At 62.9% G+C, this 25,370-nt stretch carries 25 protein-coding genes; 16 read left to right on the forward strand and 9 right to left on the reverse strand.

The window, feature by feature from the left end; genetic code table 11:
- Nucleotides 1–7: 7 nt before the first annotated feature.
- From phnC to H3028_RS04255, 3 genes are all read right to left on the reverse strand, one after another.
- On the reverse strand, nt 8–856 hold the full coding sequence (gene phnC, locus H3028_RS04245) for a phosphonate ABC transporter ATP-binding protein (RefSeq protein WP_181295807.1): 849 nt from the start codon (nt 854–856) through the stop codon (nt 8–10).
- A gap of 200 nt (nt 857–1,056) precedes the next feature.
- Nucleotides 1,057–1,479 carry a DUF192 domain-containing protein gene (locus H3028_RS04250; RefSeq protein ID WP_181295808.1) on the reverse strand — a complete coding sequence of 141 codons (423 nt, stop codon included), beginning with the start codon at nt 1,477–1,479 and terminating at the stop codon, nt 1,057–1,059.
- A 55-nt stretch (nt 1,480–1,534) separates the two neighbouring features.
- Nucleotides 1,535–2,311 carry a DNA-formamidopyrimidine glycosylase family protein gene (locus H3028_RS04255; RefSeq protein WP_181295809.1) on the reverse strand — a complete coding sequence of 259 codons (777 nt, stop codon included), beginning with the start codon at nt 2,309–2,311 and terminating at the stop codon, nt 1,535–1,537.
- 291 nt (nt 2,312–2,602) lie between these two features.
- On the opposite strand from H3028_RS04255, the gene H3028_RS04260 reads away from it, so the two are divergent.
- Entirely contained in the window at nt 2,603–3,796 is a 1,194-nt protein-coding gene (locus H3028_RS04260) for a PilT/PilU family type 4a pilus ATPase (RefSeq protein WP_181295810.1), read from the forward strand.
- A gap of 61 nt (nt 3,797–3,857) precedes the next feature.
- On the opposite strand, the gene H3028_RS04265 is transcribed toward H3028_RS04260, so the two are convergent.
- Nucleotides 3,858–4,745 carry a pseudouridine synthase gene (locus H3028_RS04265; protein WP_181295811.1) on the reverse strand — a complete coding sequence of 296 codons (888 nt, stop codon included), beginning with the start codon at nt 4,743–4,745 and terminating at the stop codon, nt 3,858–3,860.
- Nucleotides 4,746–4,932: 187 nt separating this feature from the next.
- On the opposite strand from H3028_RS04265, the gene H3028_RS04270 reads away from it, so the two are divergent.
- The 6 genes from H3028_RS04270 (at nt 4,933) to H3028_RS04295 (ending at nt 12,107) form a co-directional block, all read left to right on the forward strand.
- Nucleotides 4,933–5,709: a thioredoxin family protein gene (locus H3028_RS04270; RefSeq protein ID WP_181295812.1), complete on the forward strand. Its 777-nt coding sequence runs from the start codon at nt 4,933–4,935 to the stop codon at nt 5,707–5,709.
- Nucleotides 5,710–5,910: 201 nt separating this feature from the next.
- Nucleotides 5,911–7,710, forward strand: coding sequence for a thiamine pyrophosphate-requiring protein (locus H3028_RS04275; RefSeq protein WP_181295813.1), 1,800 nt, complete (start codon nt 5,911–5,913; stop codon nt 7,708–7,710).
- Nucleotides 7,707–8,816: an enolase C-terminal domain-like protein gene (locus H3028_RS04280; RefSeq protein WP_181295814.1), complete on the forward strand. Its 1,110-nt coding sequence runs from the start codon at nt 7,707–7,709 to the stop codon at nt 8,814–8,816. Before H3028_RS04275 ends, H3028_RS04280 begins: the two co-directional genes overlap by 4 nt.
- 30 nt (nt 8,817–8,846) lie before the next feature.
- A complete protein-coding gene (locus H3028_RS04285; RefSeq protein ID WP_181295815.1) occupies nt 8,847–9,821 on the forward strand; it encodes a hypothetical protein in 975 nt (324 codons plus the stop codon).
- Complete coding sequence (locus tag H3028_RS04290) at nt 9,818–10,459, forward strand: gluconate 2-dehydrogenase subunit 3 family protein (RefSeq protein WP_181295816.1); 642 nt, start codon at nt 9,818–9,820, stop codon at nt 10,457–10,459. The genes H3028_RS04285 and H3028_RS04290 overlap by 4 nt, the downstream gene beginning before the upstream one ends.
- A gap of 7 nt (nt 10,460–10,466) precedes the next feature.
- Nucleotides 10,467–12,107, forward strand: a complete 1,641-nt coding sequence (locus H3028_RS04295; RefSeq protein ID WP_219919817.1) for a GMC family oxidoreductase — start codon at nt 10,467–10,469, stop codon at nt 12,105–12,107.
- Between the two features lie 13 nt (nt 12,108–12,120).
- Here H3028_RS04295 and H3028_RS04300 read toward each other — a convergent pair whose 3' ends face one another.
- Complete coding sequence (locus tag H3028_RS04300) at nt 12,121–12,387, reverse strand: PepSY domain-containing protein (protein WP_181295817.1); 267 nt, start codon at nt 12,385–12,387, stop codon at nt 12,121–12,123.
- Nucleotides 12,388–12,500: 113 nt separating this feature from the next.
- Nucleotides 12,501–12,863 (reverse strand): copper-binding protein, encoded by a 363-nt coding sequence (locus tag H3028_RS04305; RefSeq protein ID WP_181295818.1) that lies wholly within the window; start codon nt 12,861–12,863, stop codon nt 12,501–12,503.
- A 160-nt stretch (nt 12,864–13,023) separates the two neighbouring features.
- On the opposite strand from H3028_RS04305, the gene H3028_RS04310 reads away from it, so the two are divergent.
- The 4 genes from H3028_RS04310 to H3028_RS04325 are packed head-to-tail and all read left to right on the forward strand — an operon-like array spanning nt 13,024 to nt 15,627.
- The gene (locus H3028_RS04310) at nt 13,024–13,332 is read left to right on the forward strand and encodes a PepSY domain-containing protein (protein ID WP_181295819.1); all 309 of its coding nucleotides are present in this window, start codon (nt 13,024–13,026) and stop codon (nt 13,330–13,332) included.
- Nucleotides 13,332–13,637 (forward strand): PepSY domain-containing protein, encoded by a 306-nt coding sequence (locus tag H3028_RS04315; RefSeq protein ID WP_181295820.1) that lies wholly within the window; start codon nt 13,332–13,334, stop codon nt 13,635–13,637. Before H3028_RS04310 ends, H3028_RS04315 begins: the two co-directional genes overlap by 1 nt.
- Nucleotides 13,637–14,302 (forward strand): response regulator transcription factor, encoded by a 666-nt coding sequence (locus H3028_RS04320; RefSeq protein ID WP_181295821.1) that lies wholly within the window; start codon nt 13,637–13,639, stop codon nt 14,300–14,302. Before H3028_RS04315 ends, H3028_RS04320 begins: the two co-directional genes overlap by 1 nt.
- Nucleotides 14,299–15,627, forward strand: a complete 1,329-nt coding sequence (locus H3028_RS04325) for a sensor histidine kinase (protein WP_181295822.1) — start codon at nt 14,299–14,301, stop codon at nt 15,625–15,627. The genes H3028_RS04320 and H3028_RS04325 overlap by 4 nt, the downstream gene beginning before the upstream one ends.
- A 30-nt stretch (nt 15,628–15,657) precedes the next feature.
- Here the strand turns inward: H3028_RS04325 and H3028_RS04330 are convergent, their stop codons facing one another.
- On the reverse strand, nt 15,658–15,873 hold the full coding sequence (locus tag H3028_RS04330) for a hypothetical protein (protein WP_181295823.1): 216 nt from the start codon (nt 15,871–15,873) through the stop codon (nt 15,658–15,660).
- A 331-nt stretch (nt 15,874–16,204) separates the two neighbouring features.
- Between H3028_RS04330 and H3028_RS04335 the strand changes: the two genes are divergently transcribed.
- The 3 genes from H3028_RS04335 to H3028_RS04345 all read left to right on the forward strand — a co-directional run bounded on the left by H3028_RS04335 (nt 16,205) and on the right by H3028_RS04345 (nt 22,780).
- Nucleotides 16,205–17,074, forward strand: a complete 870-nt coding sequence (locus H3028_RS04335; protein WP_181295824.1) for a WYL domain-containing protein — start codon at nt 16,205–16,207, stop codon at nt 17,072–17,074.
- Nucleotides 17,075–17,894: 820 nt separating this feature from the next.
- Nucleotides 17,895–19,130 (forward strand): exonuclease SbcCD subunit D C-terminal domain-containing protein, encoded by a 1,236-nt coding sequence (locus H3028_RS04340; protein WP_181295825.1) that lies wholly within the window; start codon nt 17,895–17,897, stop codon nt 19,128–19,130.
- Nucleotides 19,127–22,780: an AAA family ATPase gene (locus H3028_RS04345; protein WP_181295826.1), complete on the forward strand. Its 3,654-nt coding sequence runs from the start codon at nt 19,127–19,129 to the stop codon at nt 22,778–22,780. The genes H3028_RS04340 and H3028_RS04345 overlap by 4 nt, the downstream gene beginning before the upstream one ends.
- A gap of 52 nt (nt 22,781–22,832) precedes the next feature.
- Here the strand turns inward: H3028_RS04345 and H3028_RS04350 are convergent, their stop codons facing one another.
- Nucleotides 22,833–23,066, reverse strand: a complete 234-nt coding sequence (locus H3028_RS04350; RefSeq protein ID WP_181295827.1) for a cytochrome b/b6 domain-containing protein — start codon at nt 23,064–23,066, stop codon at nt 22,833–22,835.
- 234 nt (nt 23,067–23,300) lie between these two features.
- On the opposite strand from H3028_RS04350, the gene H3028_RS04355 reads away from it, so the two are divergent.
- Together H3028_RS04355 and cynS are read left to right on the forward strand one after the other, a co-directional pair.
- Entirely contained in the window at nt 23,301–24,062 is a 762-nt protein-coding gene (locus tag H3028_RS04355) for a phytanoyl-CoA dioxygenase family protein (protein WP_181295828.1), read from the forward strand.
- 238 nt (nt 24,063–24,300) lie between these two features.
- Complete coding sequence (gene cynS, locus H3028_RS04360) at nt 24,301–24,750, forward strand: cyanase (RefSeq protein WP_181295829.1); 450 nt, start codon at nt 24,301–24,303, stop codon at nt 24,748–24,750.
- Here the strand turns inward: cynS and H3028_RS04365 are convergent, their stop codons facing one another.
- The gene (locus H3028_RS04365; RefSeq protein WP_181295830.1) at nt 24,751–25,302 is read right to left on the reverse strand and encodes an ankyrin repeat domain-containing protein; all 552 of its coding nucleotides are present in this window, start codon (nt 25,300–25,302) and stop codon (nt 24,751–24,753) included.
- Nucleotides 25,303–25,370: the final 68 nt, after the last annotated feature.

Below are 25,370 nucleotides of genomic sequence, written 5' to 3' on the forward strand. Positions count from 1 at the left end.
TTGGTGTTCAGGCCTTGGCCAGGCTGAGCGGGCGAAGCTGTACGGGCGCCACTGCGGCAGGCGAGCGCGTCTGATCGGAAAACAGCAGACTGGCGTCGAGATCGGCGCCATAGAGATCGTTAAGAAGCCGCGCATCGAGGTCGGCACAGGCACCGTCGTAGTGAATACGGCCGTCCTTGAGCGCCACGGCTCGATGGCAATAGCGCAGGGCGTAGTCGACCTGATGCAATGTCACCACCACCGTCTTGCCGTCGCGGCGGTTGATGTCGGCGAGTATTTCCATGACCTTGCGAGCGGACTCGGGGTCGAGCGAGGCGATCGGCTCGTCCGCGAGGATCACTTCGGCCTGCTGGGTCAGCGCACGGGCGATGGCCACCCGCTGCTGCTGACCGCCGGAAAGCGTCGATGCGCGCTGCTCGGCACGGTTGGCCAGCCCCACGCGCTCGAGCGCCGCCAACGCCTGCTGCTTCTGCTCAGCGCTGAACATGCCCAGCGAGCCGCGCCAGCGCGGCATGCGCCCAAGAAAGCCCAGCAGCACGTTGTCCAGCACACTGAGGCGGCTGACCAGATTGAACTGCTGGAAGATGTAACCGATGTCTGCCCGCAGGCGGCGCACGTCGCCATTCAAACGCCCCGCCGACTGCACCTCTCGGCCAAGCACCTGGATGTTGCCGCCGGCGCTGCGATCGCAGCAGGCCAATCCGGCAATGTGCCGCAGCAATGTGGACTTGCCGGAACCCGAGGCTCCAATCAGCGCCACCATCTCGCCCGGCTGCACGGACAGCGCCAGGTCATGCAGGGCACGTTTGCCTGCGAAGGTCTTGTTCAGACTGTCGACACGGATAACCGCATTCATGGACCGCCTCCCTCATCGAGAACGACGGCAGCCCCTGGCGGCCGTCTGATGAGGCATGACCTTAGGCACGGCCAGTGTCACTTGGGTGAAGCGTTCATGACGGTTTGGTGACTTGTCTGGACAGGCGGAGCGGGTTCGACGGGCGCGAATCAAAGCGCGCCTTCTAGCCCGCCGACTGGCGTCTGTCAGCGTTCCGTGAACTATTTCGGGATGCCCTTCACCTGATCGCCAGTGCCCAGCTGGTGTTGACGAAACCAGCCCTGGTTCGCCTCCAACGCATAACGCGCCGGCTCGCGCGAACAGCGGATCGCCGTGCTCAAAGGCTCCAGGTCGATGACATCGACGATGCGCCCCTGCTCGTCCATGAAAGCAGCCGACAGCGGCAGCGGCGTATTCTTCATCCACAGGCAATGGCGGCGAACATCATCGAAGCGAAACAGCATGCCGCGGTCCGCCGCCAGCTCGGTACGCTGCATCAGCCCGCGGGCCCGCTCATCCGGCGAGCGGGCGTACTCCGCCTGCAAATGCGCATCGCCGACCTGCAGGTCGAGCAGCGACTCCGCGGCAGCAGCCGAGGAAAGGCAGCTCAGGCCCATGAGAAAGAACAGCAAAGCAGTGCGCATCGAACGCCTCTAGAGCTAGAAAGAAGCCACCGCAGCATAACCAAAGTAGTCACCTCTAGTCCTCGGTCACTGGCGCCTCGATTGCCACATGCTCGCTGTCGCCATAGCGCCTCTGGCAGCGCTCGCAGTAGAAGCTGCGGCGTTTACTGCGGCCCAGCGACTTGGCTTTGACGAAGGGGATCTTGCAACGTGGACAGGTGGTCTTGGTATGCGCGAGCCAATGGGCCTTGAGCGTGCCTTCGCGCTTCCATTGGAGAAATTCGAAACTGTAGCTGCGGACCTCTCGCACCAGCTCGCGCAGTTTGGTTGCCGGCAGATCGCCGATCAGCGACAGCGGATGAATCCGTGTACGGAACAACACCTCGCTCTTGATGATATTGCCGGAGCCGGAAAACAGCGTCTGGTCCAGCAGCGCATCGCATGCCAGCAGGCGTGGCCGCGCGCGTAGCTTCTTCAGCGTCGCGCGACCGTCCCAGGCCTCGCTCATGACATCCGCGCTCCAATCGTAGGCCTCGTCCAGCGGGCCTTCGATGAACTGCACCGAGCAACCGTAGAAATTCAGCTCCCCGTTGGCGAAACCCAGCCTAAGACGAGGAGCGGATTCCTTGCGCTCATTGATCCGATAACTGCCGAACAGCAGCAGATGGATGCGCAGGGAGACGTCCTCCAGTTCGATGAGAAAGTGCTTGCCCCAGCTGCGAAGCGAACGCACCGACTGGCCTACCAGCCGCGTCTGGTCTAGCTTGGCGCTGCCCTCCGCTCGCTCGACGGTCTGGCCGGTGAAGCCGGCGACTTCTTCTCGAAGAATAACGATGGACGGACCTTCGGGCATGGCGATATCGCTTCGGCTGGGGATATCGATATCGACTGGTTCCGGTCGCGAAGGTGCGGCCCGGAGGACAGAAGCGGCTTCGAAGGGCGCGAAAAAAGGAGCGCGCTGTAACCAGCACCACGGTTATCCGCCCACGCGAAGCATCGAAACGGGATCGATCCACCCTGCTGCTCAGGCGCGTTTAACGTTGTGCCAGCCGCCGCTCGGCCATAAAGTGACCGCCACCATGGCGTCTGCGGCCAGTTTCTGTGCCTCGTGCCTGGCAAAAATGACTTCGTCTGGATGTAGCCGATGGATATCAAACCCTTACTGAAAACCCTGGCCGCCCAGGATGGCTCCGATCTGTTCCTTTCCACCGGGGCGCCTCCCTGCGCCAAGTTCAACGGTGTGCTCAAGGCGCTGTCATCCGAGCCGCTGAAGCCCGGCGACATCGCCACGATCGCCGATGGCGTGATGGATGCCGAGCAGCGTGCCGAGTTCGAGCGCGAGCTGGAGATGAACCTGGCGATGTCGATACCCGGTGTCGGGCGCTTTCGTATCAATATCTTCAAGCAGCGCAACGAAGTCTCTATCGTCGCGCGCAATATCAAACTGGATATTCCCAACTTCGATGACCTCAAGCTGCCCAAGGTGCTGCTCGACGTCATCATGGAAAAGCGCGGCCTGGTGCTGTTCGTCGGCGGTACCGGCTCGGGCAAGTCCACCTCGTTGGCGGCCCTGATCGATCACCGCAATCGCAACAGCGGCGGGCACATCATTACCATCGAAGACCCCGTGGAATATGTGCATCGGCACAAGAAATCCATCATCAACCAGCGCGAAGTCGGCGTGGATACCCGCAGCTTCCAAGCCGCCTTGAAAAACACCCTGCGCCAGGCGCCGGACGTAATTCTGATTGGCGAGATCCGCGACCGAGAAACCATGGAGCATGCCCTGGCGTTTGCTGACACAGGCCACCTCGCAATTTCCACGCTGCATGCCAACAACGCCAACCAGGCGCTGGATCGCATCATCAACTTCTTCCCCGAGGAGCGCCGTCCGCAGCTGCTCAACGACCTGGGCAACAACCTCAAGGCTTTCATCTCTCAGCGACTGGTGAAAACGCTGGACGGTAAGCGCCGAGCCGCGGTGGAGGTGATGCTCGGCACGCCGACGGTTCGCGATCTGATCAAGCGCAACGAGTTCAGCGAACTCAAGGAGATCATGGAAAAGTCGAAGAATCTGGGCATGCAGACCTTCGACCAGGCACTCATCGATCTGGTCAACGAAGGCGTGCTGAGCGAAGAAGAAGCAACCAAGAATGCCGACTCGGCGAACAACGTACGACTCAAGCTCAAGCTGCACCGCGACGGCGGCGTCGCAGCCAGCCCGAGCAACACGCCGGCCTCGCCACAGGCAGCTGGCGAAGCCAAGACCGCGAACTGGGGGATGGAGCTAAAGCTGGAAGAGCTCGATGACCCAAACGAGGAGAACGACAAGCCCTGACGGCCCCGAGCACCCAGGCCAAACAAGGACCGGCCATCTACCGCGCAGATGGCCGGTGACCTTACCAATCCAGGTGCAAGCGGCTCTCGAAACGGCGCCGCTCGCGCGTCAGCGGATCGCGAAATTCCAATGCCTGCGCCAGCAGCTTCAACGGCCTGGAGTAGTCATCCTGATCGCGTCGTGCGCGCTCGATCAGCTCCGGATAGAAAGGATCGTTGCAAATGCCAGCCCCCAGCGTAGCCATCTGCAGGCGCAGCTGGTGTTTGCGACCAGTGACCGGATAGAGCGCGTAGCGCCAAAGCTCGCCGCGATGCTCAAGCACCTCGATACGCGTCTCGCTGTTGGGCTCGCCCTCGCCTTCCTTCATCAGGAAGAACGGCTCACCCTCGACCATGTGCAGTCGCTGCTGACGCGGAAACGCCAGTTCGGGCAGCGCCGGGCAGATCGCCTCGTAGCGCTTGTCGATCTTCCGCTCGCGGAACAGTGCCTGATAACGGCCGCGGCTTTCACGATTGGTGGAGAACAGCACCAGCCCAGCCGTTAGCCGGTCGATACGATGGATCGGCACCAGATCTGGATTGCCCACACGCTTGCTCAGCCGCGCCAATAGCGTTTCATTGACGTACTCGCCGGCCGGCATCACCGGTAGGAAGTGCGGTTTGTCGGCCACCAGCAGATGCTCGTCGATATGCAACACCTGTTCCTTGAAGGGAACAGGCTTCTCGTCCGGCACTTCACGAAAGTAGTGAACCTTCAACCCGACCTGATAGGGATGCGCGACGGTCAACGGCTGCCCATCCGCGCCCATGACGCGGCCACGGGCGAAGCGATCGGTCCAGGTCGCGCGGTCGATCGCCGGGAAATGCGCGCACAGGCAATCGAGCACCGTTGCCCAATCGCCTTGGGGTAAATGCAGGGTGCTGCGGGCATTGGGAGCAGGAGCGGACATGACTAAGGTATGCGAGCGGAAACGGCCGATGATGATAACCGACTGCGCCGTGGCAGCTCCGACAGTAGCACCTCGAATTACGGCAATTTTCACCACGGCCTGTCGATTTGCATCGATGCCAGTCGACCATCCGAGCGCGCATCGAACTCATCGATGCGCCATCGCTCGTTCCGCAACGGAGGTCACGATGAACAACCATCCGATCGTTTCCCGTCAGCAGTGGCTGGCCGCCCATACCGAACATCTGCTCAAGGAAAAGCAGGTCACCCGTCAACGCGAGGCCCTTGCCGCGGCCCGTCGCGAATTGCCCTGGATGCTCGTGGAAACGGATTACCGGTTCCAGGACGCACAAGGGACAGTGGGCCTTGAGGAGCTGTTCGATGGACGCAGCCAGCTGATCATCAAACATTTCATGTTCGGCGCCGACTGGCAGGAAGGCTGTGTCGGCTGCTCCTTCGAGATGGACCACCTGCAGGGCGCCCTGGTGCACCTGGCCAACCACGACGTCAGCGTCGTGGCTGTGTCGCGCGGCCCTTTCGAAGCGATCGAGGCCTTTCGCCGACGTATGGGCTGGCAGATTCGCTGGGTGTCGTCTGCCGGCAGTGATTTCAATCGCGACTTCCACGTCTCGTTCGATCCCGAGGATATCGTCGAAGGCAAGGTGTTCTACAACTTCACCTGGGAGCCGTTCGTCTGTGAAGAGCTGTCGGGTTTCAGCGTGTTCTATCGCGACGAGGACGGGCGCATCTTTCACACGTTCTCGGCATATGGGCGCGGCGCGGAGGAGTTACTGGGCAGCTATGTGCTGCTCGATATGACACCCAACGGGCGCAACGAAAACGAACGGCACAACCTGACCGATTGGGTCCGCCATCATGACCGTTACGGCAGCGGAGGCAGCGTGGGCCCCGATGGGCGCGCCGTTCCAGCTGCCCAAGAATCGGCTTCAGACTGTTGCCATTGAGCCGGAGCGCGCGTTGGTCACACCCGTGAATTTCCCTGAAACCCTCGCGGCCTTGTCCGGTCCAGATTAGGACAGCAGGCATTCCGGGGCTGCGAAGGCCGCTTCCATTGCGCGTGAGAGTTGCGTTGCGTGCGAACGCCTCCGGTGTACCAGCCCTCCCTTTGTCTGAACGGTTCATCCTCCAGACCAAGCGAGGTTTCCATGGCAATGACAGTGGGTGACTACCTAATCGAACGCCTCTACCAATGGGGCGTTCGCCGCATCTATGGCTATCCTGGCGACGGCATCAACGGCGTGTTCGGCGCCCTCAATCGTTCGGATGAAAAGATTCGCTTCATCCAGGCACGCCATGAGGAGATGGCTGCTTTCATGGCTTCTGCCGATGCCAAGTTCAACGGCGGCCTCGGCGTCTGCATCGCCACCTCTGGCCCTGGGGCGGCACACCTGATAACCGGCCTGTACGACGCGCGCCTGGACCATATGCCGGTGTTAGCCATCACCGGACAGAAATCGCGCACCGCACTAGGGAGTCATTACCAGCAGGAAATCGATTTGGTCTCGCTGTTCAAGGATGTTTCCGGCGCGTTTGTCGAGCAGGCCAGCGCACCGGCCCAGGTCAGGCATCTGATCGACCGGGCCATTCGTACCGCGGTGGGCGAGCGCAAGGTAGCGACCATCATTCTACCCAGTGATCTGCAGGACGCCGAATACAGCGAGCCACCACGCGCCCATGGCGCGGTGCATTCAGGCATCGGTTACACGCGGCCGAAAATGGTGCCCTACGAGGCTGACCTGCAGCGCGCCGCAGACGTGCTCAATGCCGGCAAGAAGGTCGCCATCCTGGTCGGTGCCGGGGCGCTGAACGCCACCGATGAGGTCATCGCGGTTGCCGAAAAACTCGGGGCCGGGGTGGCCAAGGCGCTGTTGGGCAAAGCGGCGGTACCGGACGATCTGCCCTGGGTGACCGGCTCCATTGGTTTGCTCGGCACCGAGCCGAGCTACAAGCTGATGACGGAATGCGACACTCTGCTGATGATCGGTTCGGGCTTCCCCTACTCCGAGTTCCTGCCCGAAGAAGGCCAGGCGCGAGGCGTACAGATCGACCTCAAGGCAGACATGCTGAGCATTCGCTACCCCATGGAAGTCAGCCTGCAAGGCGACTCCGCCGAAACACTCCGAGCGCTGCTGCCGCTGCTCACCGAGAAGACCGAACGCAACTGGCGCAGCGACATCGAAGGCTGGCGGATGGAATGGGAACAGACCCTTGAAAAGCGTGCCATGACCCAGGCGGACCCCGTCAACCCTCAGCGCGTCGCGTACGAACTGTCGCCGCGCCTGCCCGACTATTCGATCATCACCAGTGACTCGGGCTCCTGCGCCAACTGGTACGCGCGGGACGTGAAGATCCGCCGCGGCATGATGTGCTCGCTGTCTGGGGGGCTGGCCTCGATGGGTGCAGCGGTGCCCTACGCCATCGCCGCCAAGTTCTCGCACCCTGATCGGCCGGTCGTTGCGATGGTTGGCGACGGCGCGATGCAGATGAACAACCTGGCCGAACTGATCACTGTCGCCAAGTACTGGAAGGAGTGGCAGAACCCGCAATGGATCTGCTGCGTATTCAACAACGAGGACCTCAACCAGGTGACCTGGGAGCAGCGGGTAATGGAAGGCGATCCTAAGTTCGAGGCGTCGCAGAACATCCCCAATGTGCCCTATCACCGCTTCGCCGAGTCGATCGGTCTGAAAGGCATCTATGTCGACCGGGAAGATCGTGTTGCTGCCGCATGGGATGAAGCCTTCGCCTCTGACAAACCCGTGTTGATCGAATTCAAGACCGACCCGAACGTGCCGCCGCTGCCACCGCACATCACGCTGGAACAGGCGAAGAAATACGCCTCGGTGTTGCTGCATGGCGACCCGGATCAGGGCGGGATCATCAAGCAATCGGCCAAGCAGGTGCTCAGCAAGGTGATGCCCGGGCATGACAAGGATAAAGAATGACCGCTCGGCCGGACGCGGCCATTCGCGCGCTACGGGTCGGGGCCTACCGCGTTCCGACCGACGCGCCCGAGGCCGACGGTACCTTTCGGTGGGACGCGACCACGCTGGTGCTGGTTGAGCTGGATGCGGCCGGCGAGACCGGCATGGGATATACCTATGCCGACGCCTCGTTGGTGCGGCTAATCGACGACCATCTGCGCCCATTGGTTGTAGGTGCCGACCCGATGGCCATAGCCGGCATCGCCGAGCAGCTCTGGGCCAGCGTGCGCAATCTGGGGCGTTCAGGCCTGGCCGCCTGTGCAATTTCGGCAGTCGACGGTGCGCTGTGGGATCTCAAGGCGAAGTGCCTTGGCGTGCCGCTGGCGCAGCTGCTGGGCACGCGGCGGACTGCAGTACCGGTGTACGGCAGCGGCGGGTTCACGAGTTATGCCGACGACAGGTTGCGCGACCAGCTTGGGCGCTGGGTAGAAGAGGACGGCTGCCGCTGGGTGAAGATGAAAATCGGCGCCGATGCCGATCATGACGGCCAGCGCGTGGCCGCGGCTCGGGATGCGGTCGGTGACGCCGGGCTGTTCATCGACGCCAACGGTGCGCATAGCAGCCGCAGCGCCATCGCTTTCGCCGCGCGCATCGCCGAGTACCGTGTCGGCTGGTTTGAGGAGCCGGTCAGTTCGGATGATTTGAACGGGCTGAGCGCGGTGCGTGAGGCTGTCGGCGCACAGGGACTGGCGGTGGATATCGCCGCTGGGGAATACGCATATACGCCGGACGATTTCCGCCGGCTGCTCCAGTGTGGCGCCGTCGATGTGTTGCAGGCTGACGCGACTCGGTGCGGCGGCATCAGCGGTTTTCTGCAGGCAGCAGCCTTGAGCGATGCCTTTCATATCGATGTTTCTGCGCATTGCGCCCCTGCCTTGCATCGACACGTGGCTTGCGCGGTGCCGCGACTTCGACATATCGAATGGTTTCACGACCACGTGCGCCTGGAGTCACGGTTGTTCGACGGGGCTCCTGAAATCGATCGGGGCGTGATCACCCCAGACTGGAGTCGGCCTGGTCATGGCTTGCAGTTCAAGCATGCCGATGCGCGGCAGTACCAGATATGACGCTCGCCCAACCTGCGCAAGAGAGGCTTCATGGTTTCAGGCACTCAACTCAAGCTGATCGCCGCTGGCGCAACCACGGCGTTGGCTGCGGCCTCACTGGTCTGGCAAAAGCATGAACGACGCGGTCGCGGGCTGCTCTTCCGCCCCGCGGACGACAGCCTCGTCGCGGCGGCACGCACGCTCAATCGTGGCGCCGGGTTGCTGGCCCTTGCAGTCGGTATGGACAGCGCCGCTGAGCATTACCGCGGCGACTTTCAGAACCGGGCCATGTACACGCCACTGGCGGTATCGGCGCTGTCATTGCTCGCAAGCAGTCAGGGGCAGCAGGACCCGGACCCAGCCTCCAGCCGACTGCGCAACGGGATCTACCTGGGCACGGTGTTAACCGGTCTGGCCGGGACGGGCTTCCATCTCTACAACGTCACCAAGCGGCCCGGCGGCTTCTGCTGGAGCAACCTGTTCTATGCTGCCCCCCTTGGCGCGCCGTCGGCGCTGGTGCTTTCCGGCGTACTTGGTTATTACGCCGAACGGTTGCGCGCCGAAACGGATGACGCGATACCGCAAGTGTTCGGCCTACCGGCAGGCAAGGCGGTCGCGCTGATGGCGGCCGCCGGGTTGCTCGGCACCACGACCGAGGCCGGGCTGCTGCATTTTCGCGGCTCGTTCCAGAACCCCGCCATGTACTTGCCTGTCACTGCGCCTCCGATCGCCGCAGGGCTGCTGGTCGCCACGGCGCTTGCCGGGCCACAACATCCGCGTCTGCGCTGGTGGTCGCGTTTGACCCTGCGTTTCACCACGTTCATGGGCCTCGCCGGAGCGGGCTTCCATACCCTGGGCATCGCCCGCAACTTCGGCGGCTGGCGCAACTGGCGGCAGAATCTGCAGGCCGGCCCGCCGCTCCCCGCTCCGCCGAGTTTCACCGGCCTGGCGCTGGCGGGCCTCGCCGCACACACCTTGCTCGATGAAGAGCGCGACCTGTCGGAATACCGATGGTGGGACAAATGAATCAGCGCTATCCCGGCTATGACGTACAGAGCAAACGCCAGGGTCCCTCCTGGAACGAGCCGACTCGCCGGGCGATCGATACCCGGGTTTCGGTACCCGATCAGCCGCGCTTTTTTGACTCCACGCAATGGCTTGTGCTCAGGGCGGTTTGCGCGCGAATCGTGCCGCAGCCGAGCAATAGACCGCCGGTGCCATTAGCGGCGCTGGTCGATTCGAAGGCCTTCCAGCGGCACGGCGAGGGCTATCGGGATGCGCGCCTGCCACCGTTGCCGCAAGCCTGGCGCAGCGGGTTAGCCGCGCTGAACGCCGAGGCGCAAACGCTACACAGCAAAGCTTTCGCGCAGCTCAGCGACCACGAGCAGGATGCGCTATTGGCAGCCATGCAGAAGGGCCAGCTGCACCATCCGGCGTGGGGCACGATGCCGCCCAAGGTGTTCTTCAGCGAGCGGGTGGTGCATGACATCACCGCCGCGTATTACAGCCATCCGACAGCCTGGAACGAAATCGGCTTCGGCGGGCCCGCCAGTCCGCGCGGCTATGTGCGGCTGGAGGCCAACGCCCGTGATGCCTGGGAACCGGCCGAGGCCAAACCCGACGACGAAGGCAAAGCCAGGGAGCTCAATCACCGTGTCAGATGAGTTGTTTTTGCGAGCACTGCAAACCACCCGCGGTCGCGACGGGCGCGCCCCCGATGTATTCAAGGTCGGCCGTTGGATACCCATGCGCGAGTACCCACAGAACGAGCCCGTGGACTTCGCCATTGTCGGTACCGGGGCGGGTGGCGGCACCCTTGCCTGCAAGCTCGCCGAAGCCGGATTTTCGGTGGTGGCCTTCGATGCAGGCGCCTGGTGGAGACCGCTTGAGGAATTTGCCTCGGATGAAGGACACCAGCAGAAACTCTTCTGGACGGACGAACGCCTGTGCGACGGGGCGAACCCGCTCAAGCTCGGGAGCAACAATAGCGGCATGGCGGTGGGCGGCAGCACGGTGCACTTCGCCATGGTCTCGTTGCGGTTTCGCCCGGAATGGTTCAAGGCGCGTAGCCTGCTTGGCTATGGCTGCGACTGGCCGATCGACTGGCAGGAAATGTGGCGTTATTACACCGAGGTCGAACAGACGCTGAAAATCGCCGGACCGGTTCGCTACCCCTGGGGCCCGAAGCGTCCCCGCTATCCCTATCGCCAGCATGAGGTGAACGCTTCCGGGCTGGCGCTGGCCCAGGCCTGCGAATCGCTCGGCGTGGATTGGTCGCCTACCCCCTTGGCGACACTCTCTGCACCGCGCGGCGACGCACCGCCCTGCGTTTACCGGGGTTTCTGCGTCACAGGGTGCTCCACCAACGCCAAGCAGAGCGTACTGAACACCTGGATACCCCGCGCGGTGAAGGCTGGCGCGGAAATAAGAGATCTGGCGATGGTCGGTCGCGTCGAGACGGGCCCGGACGGCTTGGCTACCGGACTGCACTTTCATCGGGAAGGCCGGTGGCAGTTCCAGCGCGCCAAGCATGTGGTCATCGCTGGCTATGCCATCGAAACCCCCAGACTGCTGCTCAATTCAGCCAATGATCGATACCCGGACGGGCTCGCCAACAGTTCCGGGCTGGTCGGCAAGAACCTCATGGTGCATAGCAATCAAGCGGTATGGGGCACGCTGGAAGACGAGATTCGCTGGTACAAGGGCCCGCCGTCGCTGGCGGTGTGCGAGCACTGGAATTACGAAGACCGCGGCAAGGACTTCTTCGGTGGTTATGCATTCATGAGCCAAGGTCCGCTACCGGGCGCCTGGGCCGCGACCCAGACCGGCAACCACGGTCTCTGGGGGCAGGCGCTGGTGGACGAAATGCAGCACTACAACCATCAGGTGGGCCTGAAGATCGTTGGCGAAACCCTGCCGCAAGCACACAACCGGGTCACGTTGGCCGATGAAACCGATCAGTACGGCCTGCCGATCGCGCGCGTCAGCTGGAGCTATAGCGACAATGATTGGCGGTTGATCGAGCATGCGCTGGACTTCACGCGCCGCGGTCTCGAGGGAATCGATGCGAAAAACATCTGGGCCGAAGCCGAGGGTACTGCCCATCTTGCCGGAACCGCGCGGATGGGCAGCGATCCGGCCAGCAGCGTGGTCGATGGTGACTGCCGCAGCTGGGATATCCGTAATCTGTGGATCTGCGACGGGTCGGTGATGCCCACCATTGGCGGCGCCAATCCGTCCCTGACCATCCAGGCGATCGCCTGCCGCACCGGCGACCGCATCCGTGAACTGGCGCGCCGGGGGGAACTGTAGCGGACCGCTGCGATCAGTCCTGTTCCTCGTGGGTCACTTCGCCGGTTTTGCCGTCCAGCTTGAAGTCCCAGACCTTGCCATCGGCCTTCATCCCCTCGCCTTCCCAGGAATCGCCCTCAGCGTCGATGGAGTGGAGCGTGGTAAAGCCAGCGGACTTGGCCTTTTCCACCGCCTGCTCCAGGGTGATCCAGTCGGCACCCGGCTTGTCCGCCAGCGCGACTCCGCTGGCTATTCCGAAAACGGCGATGGCAAGGGCGGCGGTCAGGTGTTTCTGGTTCATGGCGAGATCCTTTGTTTCATGATCGGGATGAGCTGCGATGTGCTCTTGTAAATGCGAGCCCGACGGCCGGCCGGGGTTCACCGATACGTCTGGAATGGGGCCGGCGGTCTGTTTCAGCGCTTTTCAATGGAGACGAGGGCCGCTTCGTCGCCTTCGCTCTGAAAGCCGATCCGGACCTCATCACCCACCGCCAGGCCCTCGAGCTGTTCGCGCCGGGCCTGGAACTCCATGGTCGATGCCGGCCATTTCAACGCGGGTACGGGTCCGTGAGCGATGGTTACAACGCCTCGTTCGCGATCCAGGGCCTCGATGGTGCCGCTGGCGCGCATGACCGGCTCGGACACCATTTCGGTGGCGGGCCCGGCGTCGACATCCGGCGACCCCGCCGGAGCCGTCGGCTTGAGCAGATCCTGTGCCAGCACGGTCGGAGCGAGCAGCAGCAGGCTTGATAGCGTGACGCAATGGAGTGGTTTCATGGCAGGCCTCCCGGAACAGGTGGACGTACGCTGCATTGGACAATGCAGCTGCTGCTATTGCTGCCCCTGGGCGCGGTTGAACGACACAGTCTCGTTCAGCTTCGTGTAAGCCACAGCTCGTAACCTGTGAACCGTCGAAACCCACACAGGAAACGAAACCATGAAGAACCTGACGACGCTTATCACCGCTGCCGCCCTCGCCCTGGGCACGAACCTGGCGATGGCCCGCGATCTCGGCCCGGACGAAGCACTCAAACTGCGCGACGCCGGCACCATCCAATCCTTCGAGAAGCTCAACGAAGCGGCAATAGCCAAACACCCTGGCGCCACTGTCGAAGAAACCGAGCTGGAGGAGGAGTACGGCCGTCACATCTATCAGGTTGAATTGCGCGACGACAAAGGTGTGCAATGGGACATTGAGCTCGATGCCAAAACCGGCGAAGTGCTCAAGGACCATCAGGACGATTAATGCGACCCGCCACCCTTCTCACCATTCCGCTCGTTCTGCTGCTCGCCGCCACCCCGGTGGCGAGCCGTGACCTGGATCAGGATGAAGCCCTGCGGCTGCGTCGCGATGGGTTGATCCTGCCATTGGAAAAGGTTTTGCAGCACGCCATGGTGCGTTATCCCGGTGCCCGGCTGTTGGAAGCCGAATTGGAAGAGGAGGATGGCCTCTACGTCTACGAAATCGAATTGCTGACCGCCGACGGCGTCGCCCGCGAGCTGGAACTGGACGCGCAAGATGGCGCGCTGCTCAAGGACGAGGTGGACTGATGCGCCTGCTACTGGTCGAAGATAGCGTACCGCTGGCCGACGAATTGCTGGCCGGTCTGGCGCACCAGGGCTACGCCACTGATTGGCTGGCCGATGGCCGCGACGCCGACTACCAGGGCACCAGCGAGCCCTACGACCTGATCATTCTCGACCTCGGCTTGCCCGGCAAGCCGGGGCTGGAGGTGCTGCGCGATTGGCGCGCGCGCGGCCTGGCGACGCCGGTGCTGATCCTTACCGCCCGCGATTCCTGGGCCGAGCGCATCGACGGACTGAAAGCCGGTGCCGACGATTATCTGACCAAACCCTTCCACCCTGAAGAACTGCTGCTGCGCATCCAGGCACTGCTCCGCCGTGCCCATGGCATGGCCAACCAGCCGCTCCTGCACGCCGCCGGCCTGGCGCTGGACGAGGCACGCCAGAGCTGCCGCAAGGATGGTCAGGATATCGAGCTGACCGCCGGAGAATTTCGCCTGCTGCGCTACTTCATGCTGCATCCCGGCCAGCTATTGTCGAAGACTCAGCTGGCCGAACATCTTTATGACGGCGAAACCGAGCGCGATTCCAATGTCATTGAAGTCCACGTCAACCGCCTGCGCGGCAAGCTCGGTCGCGAGCTGATCGAAACGCGGCGCGGTCAGGGCTACCGCTTCGGCGGCGCCTCTTGAAATCCATTCAGCGCAGCCTCAGCCTCGGGCTGATTGCAGGCCTGCTGCTGGTCGGCCTGCTATTGGTGCAGACCAGCCTGTGGCTGTTCGAAGCCGGCCTGCGGCGCAACCTGGCCATCGACCTGCGGGAGGAAACCGAGGGGTTGCTGATCGCCGTGGTGCAGGGCTCGGACGGCTTCAAGCTAGACTCGAGTCGGCTTAACCCTCGGTACCAGCGGCCGTTTGCCGGCCACTATTTCCGTATCGACCTGCCGACGCAGAGCTGGCGGTCGCGCTCGCTATGGGATGCCGAACCGGCTTGGCCTACCGACAATGGGCTGGCCGATGAGCTGCTGGACGGCCCGCAGGATCAGCGGCTGCTGAGCTATCGCGCCGAATATCGCCGCGACGGCCAGGCCATCGTCATCAACGTGGCGCGCGATTACACGCCGATCCTCAAAAGCTTCGCTCAGGTTCGCCTCGGCGGCCTGGCGCTGGTTGGTCTGGCACTGCTGGTGTTTCTGCTGTTGCAACGCTATGCGGTCAAGCTCGCCATGCGCCCGCTGGAGCGCGCCCGCCAGCAGATCGCCCAGTTGCAGCAGGGCCAGCGCCAGCAACTGGACATCCAGGCGCCGGTCGAACTGCAACCATTGGTAGAACAAATCAACCACTTGCTGGCGCATACCGACGACACGCTCAAGCGCTCGCGGCACGCCCTGGGCAATCTGGGTCATGCGCTGAAAACGCCACTGGCGGTGCTCGCCAGCCTTGTTCGCCACGAAGAGCTGGCTGCTCATCCGCAACTGCAAGCGAATCTTCGTGAACAGCTGGAGCAGATCCAGCAGCGCGTCTCCCGCGAACTGGGACGCGCCCGCCTGGCTGGCGACGTATTGCCGGGTGCCTATTTCGACTGCGCCGAGGAGCTCGCCCCGCTATTCGAAACCCTGAACATGATCCACCGCCGCGACCTTCATCTGCATTGGCAAGCGCATGAAGGTTGTCGCCTGTCCTGGGACCGTGAAGACATGCTCGAGCTGCTCGGCAATCTGCTGGATAACGCCTGCAAGTTCGCCCGGTCTGAAGTGCTGCTGACCATCACGCAGTCGCCGGACGGCTATCTCATACGGGTAGAAGATGACGGACCGGGCATCCCGACCGAACGTCGCGACGCGGTTCTGGAGCGCGGCATACGCCTCGACGAGCGTGCCGAAGGGCACGGCTTGGGGCTTGGCATCGTGCGGGATATTCTGGCCGCCTGGAGCGGTCGGCTGACACTGGAACAAAGTGCGTTGGGCGGATTACGCGCAAGCATCTACTTGCCGATGCACAAGCGCAGGACGCAATAGTCAGGTCAAGAAAGCGGAAGGCTCGGGAGGTTATTGCGTGCGCGCCAGCTCTTTGCGCATGTCTTCGAGCATCGTTTCCACTAACAGGCCATTCTGCACCTGGCGGCCGGACACCATGCGAATGGCCTCGGTGCCGTTGATCGGATAGCCGACACGAACGACCAGGTATCCGTCGTCCTGCGGCTCTACGCAGGTTTTGTAATCAGCCGGGAAATTATCGGCAAGGTGACGGGACAGGGTTTTCATGAGTGCCTCGAGCGCTAAGTCTGGAACAAAGACCCAGCAATAAGCCTGGAGATTCCAAGCCACTCATCGGATGACCGCCTATCGACAAAAAACTGTAACGGTAAGCCCGTCCAGCCTCACTTCCCCTCGCTTCGCCCGTAGGCCAACCAGGCCAGAACGCCCATGCCGGCAAAAGCAGTTGCAGAGAAAAGCAGCGCATTCAGTAACAGGCTCATCATGTTGTCATCCTCGCTCGGCTCGCTTGAAGTACGTACCGAATATATGTAGCTTCGCGCGACACGTCGAGCCACCTGATAGTCGCATGTAAAGTTTTCCGGCAGATGAGGCGAATATGAAAAGGAAGCAATCGATCAGTCAGATCCGCTGGGATCTGGCGCTGCGTTACCGCCTGATCGAAACGGTGGCCTGGTGGGAAGGCCGCCTGACCACGGGCCACCTGATGCAGAGCTTCGGCATCAGCCGGCAGCAAGCCTCGAAGGACATCAATACCTATCTCAACGAGCATGCGCCGAATAACCTTACATATGACCGTCATCTGAAAGGCTACAAGCCGAGCAAACAGTTCGAACCACTGTTCATTGATGGCAGCGCCAGCGCCTACCTGCACCTGCTCGACCAGAACCGCGATCGCGCTCCGCATATCGAAGGTTTGGCGTTGGCCTATGCGCACACCGAAGTACTGCACATGCCCGACCGCAGCATCCGCCCGGAAGTGCTGCGGCCGATCCTGCGCGCCTGTCGCGAGGGGCTGCGGCTGGAAACCGAGTACGTCTCCCTCGCCCATCCCGAGGTGGAGATCCGCGTGATGGCGCCGCATACGCTGGTATTCACCGGCACCCGCTGGCATGTACGTGCCTACTGCGAGAAGAACCGCGGCTACCGTGACTTCGTCCTCAGCCGTTTCCGCGGTGAGCCGGACCTGATGGACGAGAGCGTCAACACGCAGGACACCGACGAAGCCTGGAACACACCGGTCGCGGTAATCATCGAGCCCGACACGCGCCTGACGCCGGAGCAGAAAGCCATCATCGAGATCGACTACGGAATGGATGATGGTGCGCTGCGCATCGCGACCCGTGGAGCGCTGGTGCAGTACGTGCTGCAGCGCTATCAGATCGATCCGAACACCGTGCAGGCCAATGCGGCGGCGCAGCAGATTCAGGTGAGGAATCTGCAAGCGCTGAAGGCGTGGTTGTACTGATGACTACGCCGCGCCGCAACGCCGCTTTTCGTAGGAGCGAGCTTGCCCGCGAAATGGTGCTGGCGGCACGTACATTTTTATATGGCGCCGCGCTTTCCTCAGCCCAACCCACAGGTTGCGCCTTGCACGGCGCGTCACTTTTTCTTGAATGGCCAAGAAAAAGTAACCAAAAAGAAGGCCACCCCAACATCCGGACTAGGCGTCCCCGGTTTGCTTCACAAAATTCCCATTCTCTGGCGCTGCTCCGGGGGTCGTCGCGAAGGGACATCCTTGTCCCATCACTCCTCGCTCGGCATCCATGCCTCGCGCGCCCCTACGCACCGCCTACGCTCGGCCTCCTGAAGGGGATCTCGGACCGAGTTGTCTGCAAGTTTCTAAACGGTGATAGCCGCACAGCGCTTCGCTCGTTTGTTGACCAACAAACTATCAGGCGACGCCGAACGCCCCTTTCAGAAGGCCGAATGGAATCCGCGTGGAGGGGAGCGAGCGGCATGGATGCCGCGAGAGGCGTAAAGGGCCAGGGATGGCCCTTGTACGCCGGCCCCCGGAGCACGGATGGAATGAGGGAAGTTGAGCGCAGCGAAACCCGGATGCAGGGGCAAGCGTTTTTGCTTACTTTTTTCGCGTTTGAAAAAAGTGAGTCGCCCAGCAGGGCGAAACCAATGCCTCAGCCGACCCTGCAAATAGGCCGTACCCCACCAATCCCGAGCCAAAAAGCTTCGCGAGCAAGCTCGCTCCTACAAGATCCACGCATGAGCTCTTCGCTCACATTTCCGCATTCAGTCGCGCCAGGCGACTCCAACGAAAAAAGCCCCCGCCCATGCGCCTGATCCACACTTCCGACTGGCACCTCGGCCAGACCCTCCACGGCCAGGACCGCGACTACGAACACGCGCAGTTCCTCGCCTGGCTGCTCGACCAGCTGACCCAGCATCAGCCAGACGCCCTGCTGATCGCAGGCGACATCTTCGACACCGTCAACCCGCCCCTCAAGGCCCAGGAACGCCTCTACGACTTCATCGTCAGCGCCCACGAGCAGCTACCGCAACTGGACATCGTGATGATCGCCGGCAACCACGATTCCGGCGGACGAATCGAATTGCCCGGGCCGCTGATGAAACGCCTCAACGCCCACGCCATCGGCCGCATCAGTTGGCTGGCGGACCACCAGCTCGATCACGGCCGGCTGCTGGTACCGCTGCACGACGCCAAGGGTCAGATTGAAGGCTGGTGCCTCGCCCTGCCCTTCCTGCGCCCGGCGGAAGTCACCGGCGGCGAGGCGGGCGAGGATTACATGGCCGGTATCCGCCACGTCCACCAGCACCTGATCGCCGCCGCCGAAGCCCAACGTCAGCCCGGCCAGGCGCTGATCGCCATGAGCCACGCACACATGGCGGGCGGCGCGGTCTCCGAAGATTCGGAGCGCAACATCGTCATCGGCAACGCCGAGGCGCTGCCGGCCAGCCTGTTTTCCGAGCCCATCGCCTACGTCGCCCTCGGCCATTTGCATAAGCCGCAGAAAGTTGCCGGCCAGGAGCGCATCCGCTACAGCGGCTCGCCGCTGCCGCTGTCGTTTGGCGAGATCAACTATCCCCATCAGGTGCTGCTGGTGAGCTTCGATGGCGATCGGCTGGGCAACATCGAAAGCCTGCCCGTGCCACGCGCCGTGGAGATGATCCGCATCGGTCGCGCGCCGCTGGCCGATGTGATCAGCCAGCTCGAAGCCCTGCCGCCGGTAGGCCTGTTTGCCGAAAACCTGCCCTGGCTGGAAGTGCGCGTACAGCTCGACGAACCGCTGCCGGACCTGCGCCAGCGCATCGAAACGGCCATCAACGGCAAGGCCTGCCGACTGGTGCGCATCGCCAGCGAGTATGCTGGCAAGCGCGGCGAGGCGGATTCGGAAGTCCTGCTCGGCCTCGATCAGATCACCCCGCAAGAGCTGTTCGCCCGCGCCTGGGAAGAACAGTTCGGCAACCCGCCCGATGAGCAGGCGCTGGACGACTTCGCCAGCCTGCTGCAAGACGTCGAATTCGCCAGTGAAGGAGACGTGAAGTGAAGATTCTCGCCATCCGCCTCAAAAACCTCGCCTCGCTGGCCGGCGAGCAGGTCATCGACTTCAGCCGCGAACCCCTGGCCAGCGCAGGCCTTTTCGCCATCACAGGCCCGACTGGCGCGGGCAAGAGCACCATCCTCGACGCGTTGTGCCTCGCCCTGTTCGGCAGCACGCCGCGGCTCGACGGTGCCTCGCTGCTGAGCAAGGTGCCCGACGGGAGTGATGAGATCGGCAGTGGCGACGAACGCAACCTACTGCGCCGTGGCTGCGGCAGTGGCTATGCCGAAGTGGACTTCGTCGGTGTTGATGGCCACCGCTACCGCGCCCGCTGGGAGGTCAAACGCGCCCGCGAGAAAATCGATGGCCGCCTGCAAGCCAGCAACCAGAGCCTGCTCGATTTGGACCTCGATCAACTGCTGGCCAGCGGCAAAAAGCGTGAATTCAAGGAGCTGCTTGAGCAAAAGCTCGGGCTGACGCTGCCGCAGTTCACCCGTGCCGTCATGCTGGCGCAGAGCGAGTTTTCCGCCTTCCTCAAGGCCGACGACAACGACCGCGGCACTCTGCTGGAAAAGCTCACCGACACGGGTCTATACAGCCGCCTCGGCCAGGCCGCTTTCGAAGCCGCCAAACGCGCCCGCGAAGCACTGACTGCCCTGCAACAGCAGGCCGGCGGTGTGCAACCCCTGGAGCCCGACGCGCGCCAGGCGCTGGAAGCCCAGCACCAGACGCAACAGGTCGAACTCAAAGCGCTACAGCAGCAGCTCGATATCCTGAAACAGCAGAGCCAATGGCTGCAGGACCTGGCCCGCTTGCAGGGTGAACGCGACAACGCCGGGCAGCAGCTTGCCGACGCCGAAACCGAATATGAAAATCTGGCCGACGCCCGCCGTGTCCTCGGGCTGTTCGAACTCTTGGCGCCGCAACGGCATCGCTTCCTTCTCGAGCAGGAGCTGGCGCCGCTGCTGGCCAAGGTCGAGGAAAACCTGATTCGCCATGGCCGTGAACACGGTGCGGTGCAGCGTCGGCTCGACGAGCTGGAACAGCTCTGTCACGCATCGACCGAGGCATTGAAATTCGCCGAACAGGAACTCCGGACCGCCGAACCCCGCCTCGCCCAGGCGCGCCGTGATGAAGAGCGCTTGAGCCATCTGACTAATGACTTGAGTGATGTACGCCGGCAAGCCGAACAGGCTGAAGCCGCGAGCAAGGCCGGCGAGCAGACCCTCGCTCAGCTGCGCGAGCAGCAGGACCAGGCCGCCACCCAACTGGCAGCGCTGACCGAAGGGCTTGCTCGCAGCGCCGAGCTGCAGCCGTTGTGCGCGGCCTGGAATGGCTATCGGCCCCGACTGCAGCAGGCCGTGCAGATTGCGGCTCGTCTGCAACAGGGCCGTCAGGAACTTCCAGCCCTGGAGACAGCGGCCAAGACCCGCGAGGCCGCACAGGTGCAGGCACGGCAGGCGCTCGATGAACTGCAGGCGGGCATTGGCGGGGAGACGAGCCTGGCTGAACAGCTCGCGAAATTCAGCGCGCACCTCGAAGCCTTACACGACGCCGAGAACAACCTCAAAAATCTGCTCGGCCTCTGGTCCCGCCAGCAGCAACTGGCAAATCAGCAACAGGCGTTGCTCGACGAGAAAAGCCGCCAAAAGTCGGACGTCGACGCCCTTACGCAAGCCGGCAAGCTCGCCCGCAGCGAACGCGACGACGCGGAAAAGGCGCTCAAGGTGGTGCAGGCACTGCTGGATCGCCAGCGTCTTGCCCGCAGCGCCAATGTCGAAGCCTTGCGTGCGGCGCTGGTCCTGGGCGAGCCGTGCAGCGTCTGCGGCAGCCTCGAGCATCCCTGGCATGACGGCAAGGCCCTGCTCGCCGCCCTCGATCAGGGGGACGAGCACGAAGTCGAACAGGCCCAGCTGCACCTGAAAAACCATGATGAGAAGCTCCAGACGCTGCGCGACCAGCACATCGCACTGACGACAGGCATCAAACAGAACGGACAGCGGCAGGCAGAAATTGCCGATGAGCTGGCGACGCTGGAACCGCACTTGGCCGCCCTGCCCCTCTATGCCGAGCTGCTGAAAGAGTCGGAAACGGAGCGTCAGTCCTGGTTCGATACGAGACTCGCCACGCTCAAAGCCGAGATCACCACGGCCAACGCCCGCCAGCGTGAACTGCTGGCGCTGCAGCAGCGCCGCGAAACCCTACAGAACGCCTGGCAGAGCGCGCGCGATACCTGCGTGCAGGCGGCCCAGGCGCTCACCAGCCAGCGCGATGCCATCGCACGCGACGAGGAACGACTGGCCGAAGAGCTGGCTGAATTCGCCAATCTGCTGCCCGCCGCGCTGCTCGCCCGTTGGCGCGAGGCACCTGCCGAGGCGTTCATGCAGCTCGACAGCCAGGTCGAGGCGCGGCGTCAGCAGCTCGACCAACAAAACGAGGTAGCCGAGGAGCAACAGCGGCGCCAGACCGCACTGGAGCGCGAGCAGCTGCAGCAACAGCATCGTCTCGACCAGCACAAGGCCTGCGTCGCCCGCCTTACGGAACTCGAAGCCCGCGAGCTGGCCTGTCGTCAGAGCCTGCGCGGAAGCCTGGGCGAGCAACCCAGCGCTCAGGCCTGGCAGCAGCAACTGGAGAACGCGATCCAGGCCGCTCGCCAGCAACAAGGCGACGTCGACCGGCAACTGAACGAGGCGCGCGTCGAGCTGACCCGACTCGCCAGCGAACAGCAGAGCTGCAGCCAGCGTCGCGACGAGCTGCTGGCCGAACGCAAAAGTCTCGGCGAAGAGCTCGCCGCCTGGCGCGCCGACCATCCCGACCTGGACGATGCGACCCTGACGCAACTGCTACACCTTGACGACGCCTTGCTCACCGAAGCCCGCGAACGCCTGCGCGACAACACCGAACAGCTCGCCCGCAGCCGCGAACGGCTGGACGGTTGCACGCAGCGGCTGGCCTCGCATCAAGCTGGGCAACCCGATGCGCCGGATGGCGAAACCCTGAAACGCCAATACGCGGTGCAGGAAGATCTTTTCAACGCGGCCGAACAACGCTGCGCCGAAACCCGAGCGGCGTTGCTCGACGATGATCGCCGCCGCAACCAGAGCCAGACATTGCTGGAGCAGATCGCCGAAGCCACCACCGAAAGCCAGCGCTGGGGCCGTATCGCCGCCCTGATCGGCTCGAGTGACGGCGGTGCCTTCCGCAAGATCGCCCAGGCCTACAACCTCGACCTGCTGGTTCAGCATGCCAATGTGCAGCTGCGTCAGCTGGCCAAACGTTACAGGCTCAAGCGCGGAGGCAGCCCGTTGGGGTTGCTTGTGATGGATACGGAGATGGGCGACGAGCTGCGCTCGGTGCATTCGCTGTCGGGTGGCGAAACCTTCCTCGTCTCACTGGCCTTGGCCCTGGGCCTGGCATCGATGGCTTCGAGCAAGCTGAAGATCGAGTCACTGTTCATCGACGAAGGCTTCGGCAGCCTCGATCCGGAGTCGCTGCAGATCGCCATGGATGCGCTGGATTCGCTGCAGGCCCAAGGGCGCAAGGTCGCAGTGATTTCACACGTGGCGGAGATGCACGAGCGCATCCCGGTGCAAATCCAGGTACAGCGGCAGGGCAACGGTCAGAGCGGGCTGCGGATCATCGGTGGGGCGGGTTGAGCGGCCCGCTATTGCGAAGCCGCTTATCTGGGGTTAGCGGTGCGGGTCAGCCTCAGCGCACCAGCGGCAACATGCCCTTGAGCACGTCGTCACGACGCACGTAGTGATGCCAGAGGACAATGGCGGCATGGCCCAGGATCATCGCGAAAAGCACGTACTGGTCGGCGATATGAACGTCTTTCGGGATGCCGCGAACATCCGAGGAGAACGGTAGCGGCTCGATTTCCACCAGCCAGAACGGTGCGTTGAAAATCGTCGGCGATTCTCGCTCATACGACGCCGGCATTCCACGCCAGTGCGGTTTCCGATGAACGCCGTATTCATTGCCGACGAATAAAAGCGAAACCGGCAAACGTCGCTTGTGGCGGCGCCGCCAGATTCCGCACGAGGAGAGATGAAACGGGCCCACCGCTTGTGGCCGTGCGCCTGCTGCAACGACGGATCGTCGCAAGCGGCGGCAGCATACGAACCCAGGCTTTCAGCCAGCTGTCGACTGCCAAAGCACATCGAGTCTGCCGCCATGCCACGAACCCGCCACGCTGTCGACCTATTGCGCGCCATGCATGGGCACGGCTTCGTGCTGCTGCACGGCGTACTGGCCCCTCAGCAGATCGAAGCCGTACGCACCGCCATTGATCGTCTCGAGCCGATCCATTGGGATTATCAGGGCCTGGTCGACGATCATTACAAATGCGTATTCAACCGCGATCCGTTCTGGCTGCCCTTCCTCGATTTGCCGGGCGTCATCGAACTCGCCGAAGCCTGCCTGGGCGACGACTGTCATGTAATCGGACAGACCGCCTGGCGCAGCCATCCGGGATTTATCGGCGGGGAGCTGCATGCAGATTATCTGGCGATGGAATTGCCGGAGCGCTGTCTGTCCGACCCAGGCTTCGAGTTGCCGATGCAAGTCTGCACCGCGCATATCTATCTCGACCGGATCGATGCCGACCTGTGCCCTACCCGGGTGATACCCGGCAGCCACCGGGCCGGCCGCAAACCACGCCCAGGTGAGACCCATTGGCAGGGCCGCGAACCACAGCCGGTGCTCTGCGAAGCCGGTGACGTGCTGCTGTTTCGCAGTGACCTCTGGCACGGCGGTAGCCGTAATCGCACGGCCGATCGCAGCCGCTATCTTCTGCAGGTGCACTACGGGCGGCGCATGGTCGCGCAGAAGTTCTCGCCCTATCTGCAGTGGCGTTTCAACCCTGAGGTAGTTGAAGCCGCCACACCAAGGCAGCGTCGTCTGCTTGGTGAACACGAAGCGTCGGAATACGATTGAGCCGAAATGACACGGCCGGCGCCAGCCCCCGGTGGGGATCGCGGTTCAAGCCGCCCCCCACAAACGCCTCGCAACTCCTTCGCGTACTAACGTGGGATGGGTCGAGCAAGCGATGGTCTTCGACCAGTCCTTCCGATCAGTAGCGGCTTCATCCAGCCGACTGGCACATCCTCTGCATTGAAGTGAGCGACCAGCCGTACCACGCGGCTCGCTCACTCCACTCGAAGAGGAACCGCAATTGATTTCCTGCCGTAACCAGGTTACCCAGATGATCGTTTCCACCAAGGTGCGCAAAAACCTCAGATGGCGCGACATAGCCGAATCCATTGGCATGTCCAAGGAATGGACGACCGCCGGCTGCCTTGGTCAGATGGCCTTCGACAAGACCCAGGCGGAAACCCTCGGCAAGCTATTCGAGCTGCCGGACGAAGCCATCGCCTGGCTGCAGATCGTGCCCTACAAAGGGTCACTGCCGACTGCGGTGCCCACCGACCCGCTCATCTACCGCTGGTATGAGCTGGTCAATGTCTACGGCAGCACCATCAAGGAGCTGATCCACGAAGAATTCGGCGACGGCATCATGAGCGCCATCGATTTCTCCATGGACATCCAGCGCCAACCGGATCCAAAAGGCGATCGGGTCAACGTGGTCTTGTCCGGCAAATTCTTGCCTTACAAGAGTTACTGATCAGCGGGTACGAATTTCCCCGCGCGCCAAGCTCTCGACCCTGTTGCCCAGCGGATCGCTCGCATCGAGGTCGGCTCCGCGCTCGCGTAACGCTTGGAGCACGGCTTGTCGCTGGAACAGCGCGGCATACATGGCCGGGGTCTGGCCGGCATTATTGCGCTGGTCCGGGTCGCATTCGGTAGCCAGCAGGCGCTTGGCGATGCGTAGCTCACCCTTGAAGATCGCGCCCATGAGTGCGGTATTGCCGCGTTTGTCTTCGGCGCAGGCATCGGCGCCGGCGGCAATCAACCGCTCCACCGTATCCAGGTGACCGTTGTAGGCCGCCAGGATCAAGGCGGTGTAGCCCCTATTGTCAGCGGCGTTCAGGTCGTATCCAATCTGGATGAACTCGTCGAGGACTTCGTTATCGCCGAAGCGTGCGGCATTGAACAAATAGTCGCGCAGCTGGGCATGGACCTGCTCGGCGTCATTGCCCAAGAACGGGGCGGGTTCCGAAGCGGCTGAAACGTGCCCAGCGAGCAGCAAGGCGGCCAGCAGAAACAGGCTTTTCATGTTCTGTTCCTCAAAAAAGGCGACCCGAGCGATGCGCCCGGGTCGGAGGCCGGCGTCGTGGTGCCGAC

The sequence above is a fragment of the Pseudomonas sp. Q2-TVG4-2 genome, assembly GCF_013620795.1.
Lineage (GTDB): Bacteria > Pseudomonadota > Gammaproteobacteria > Pseudomonadales > Pseudomonadaceae > Stutzerimonas.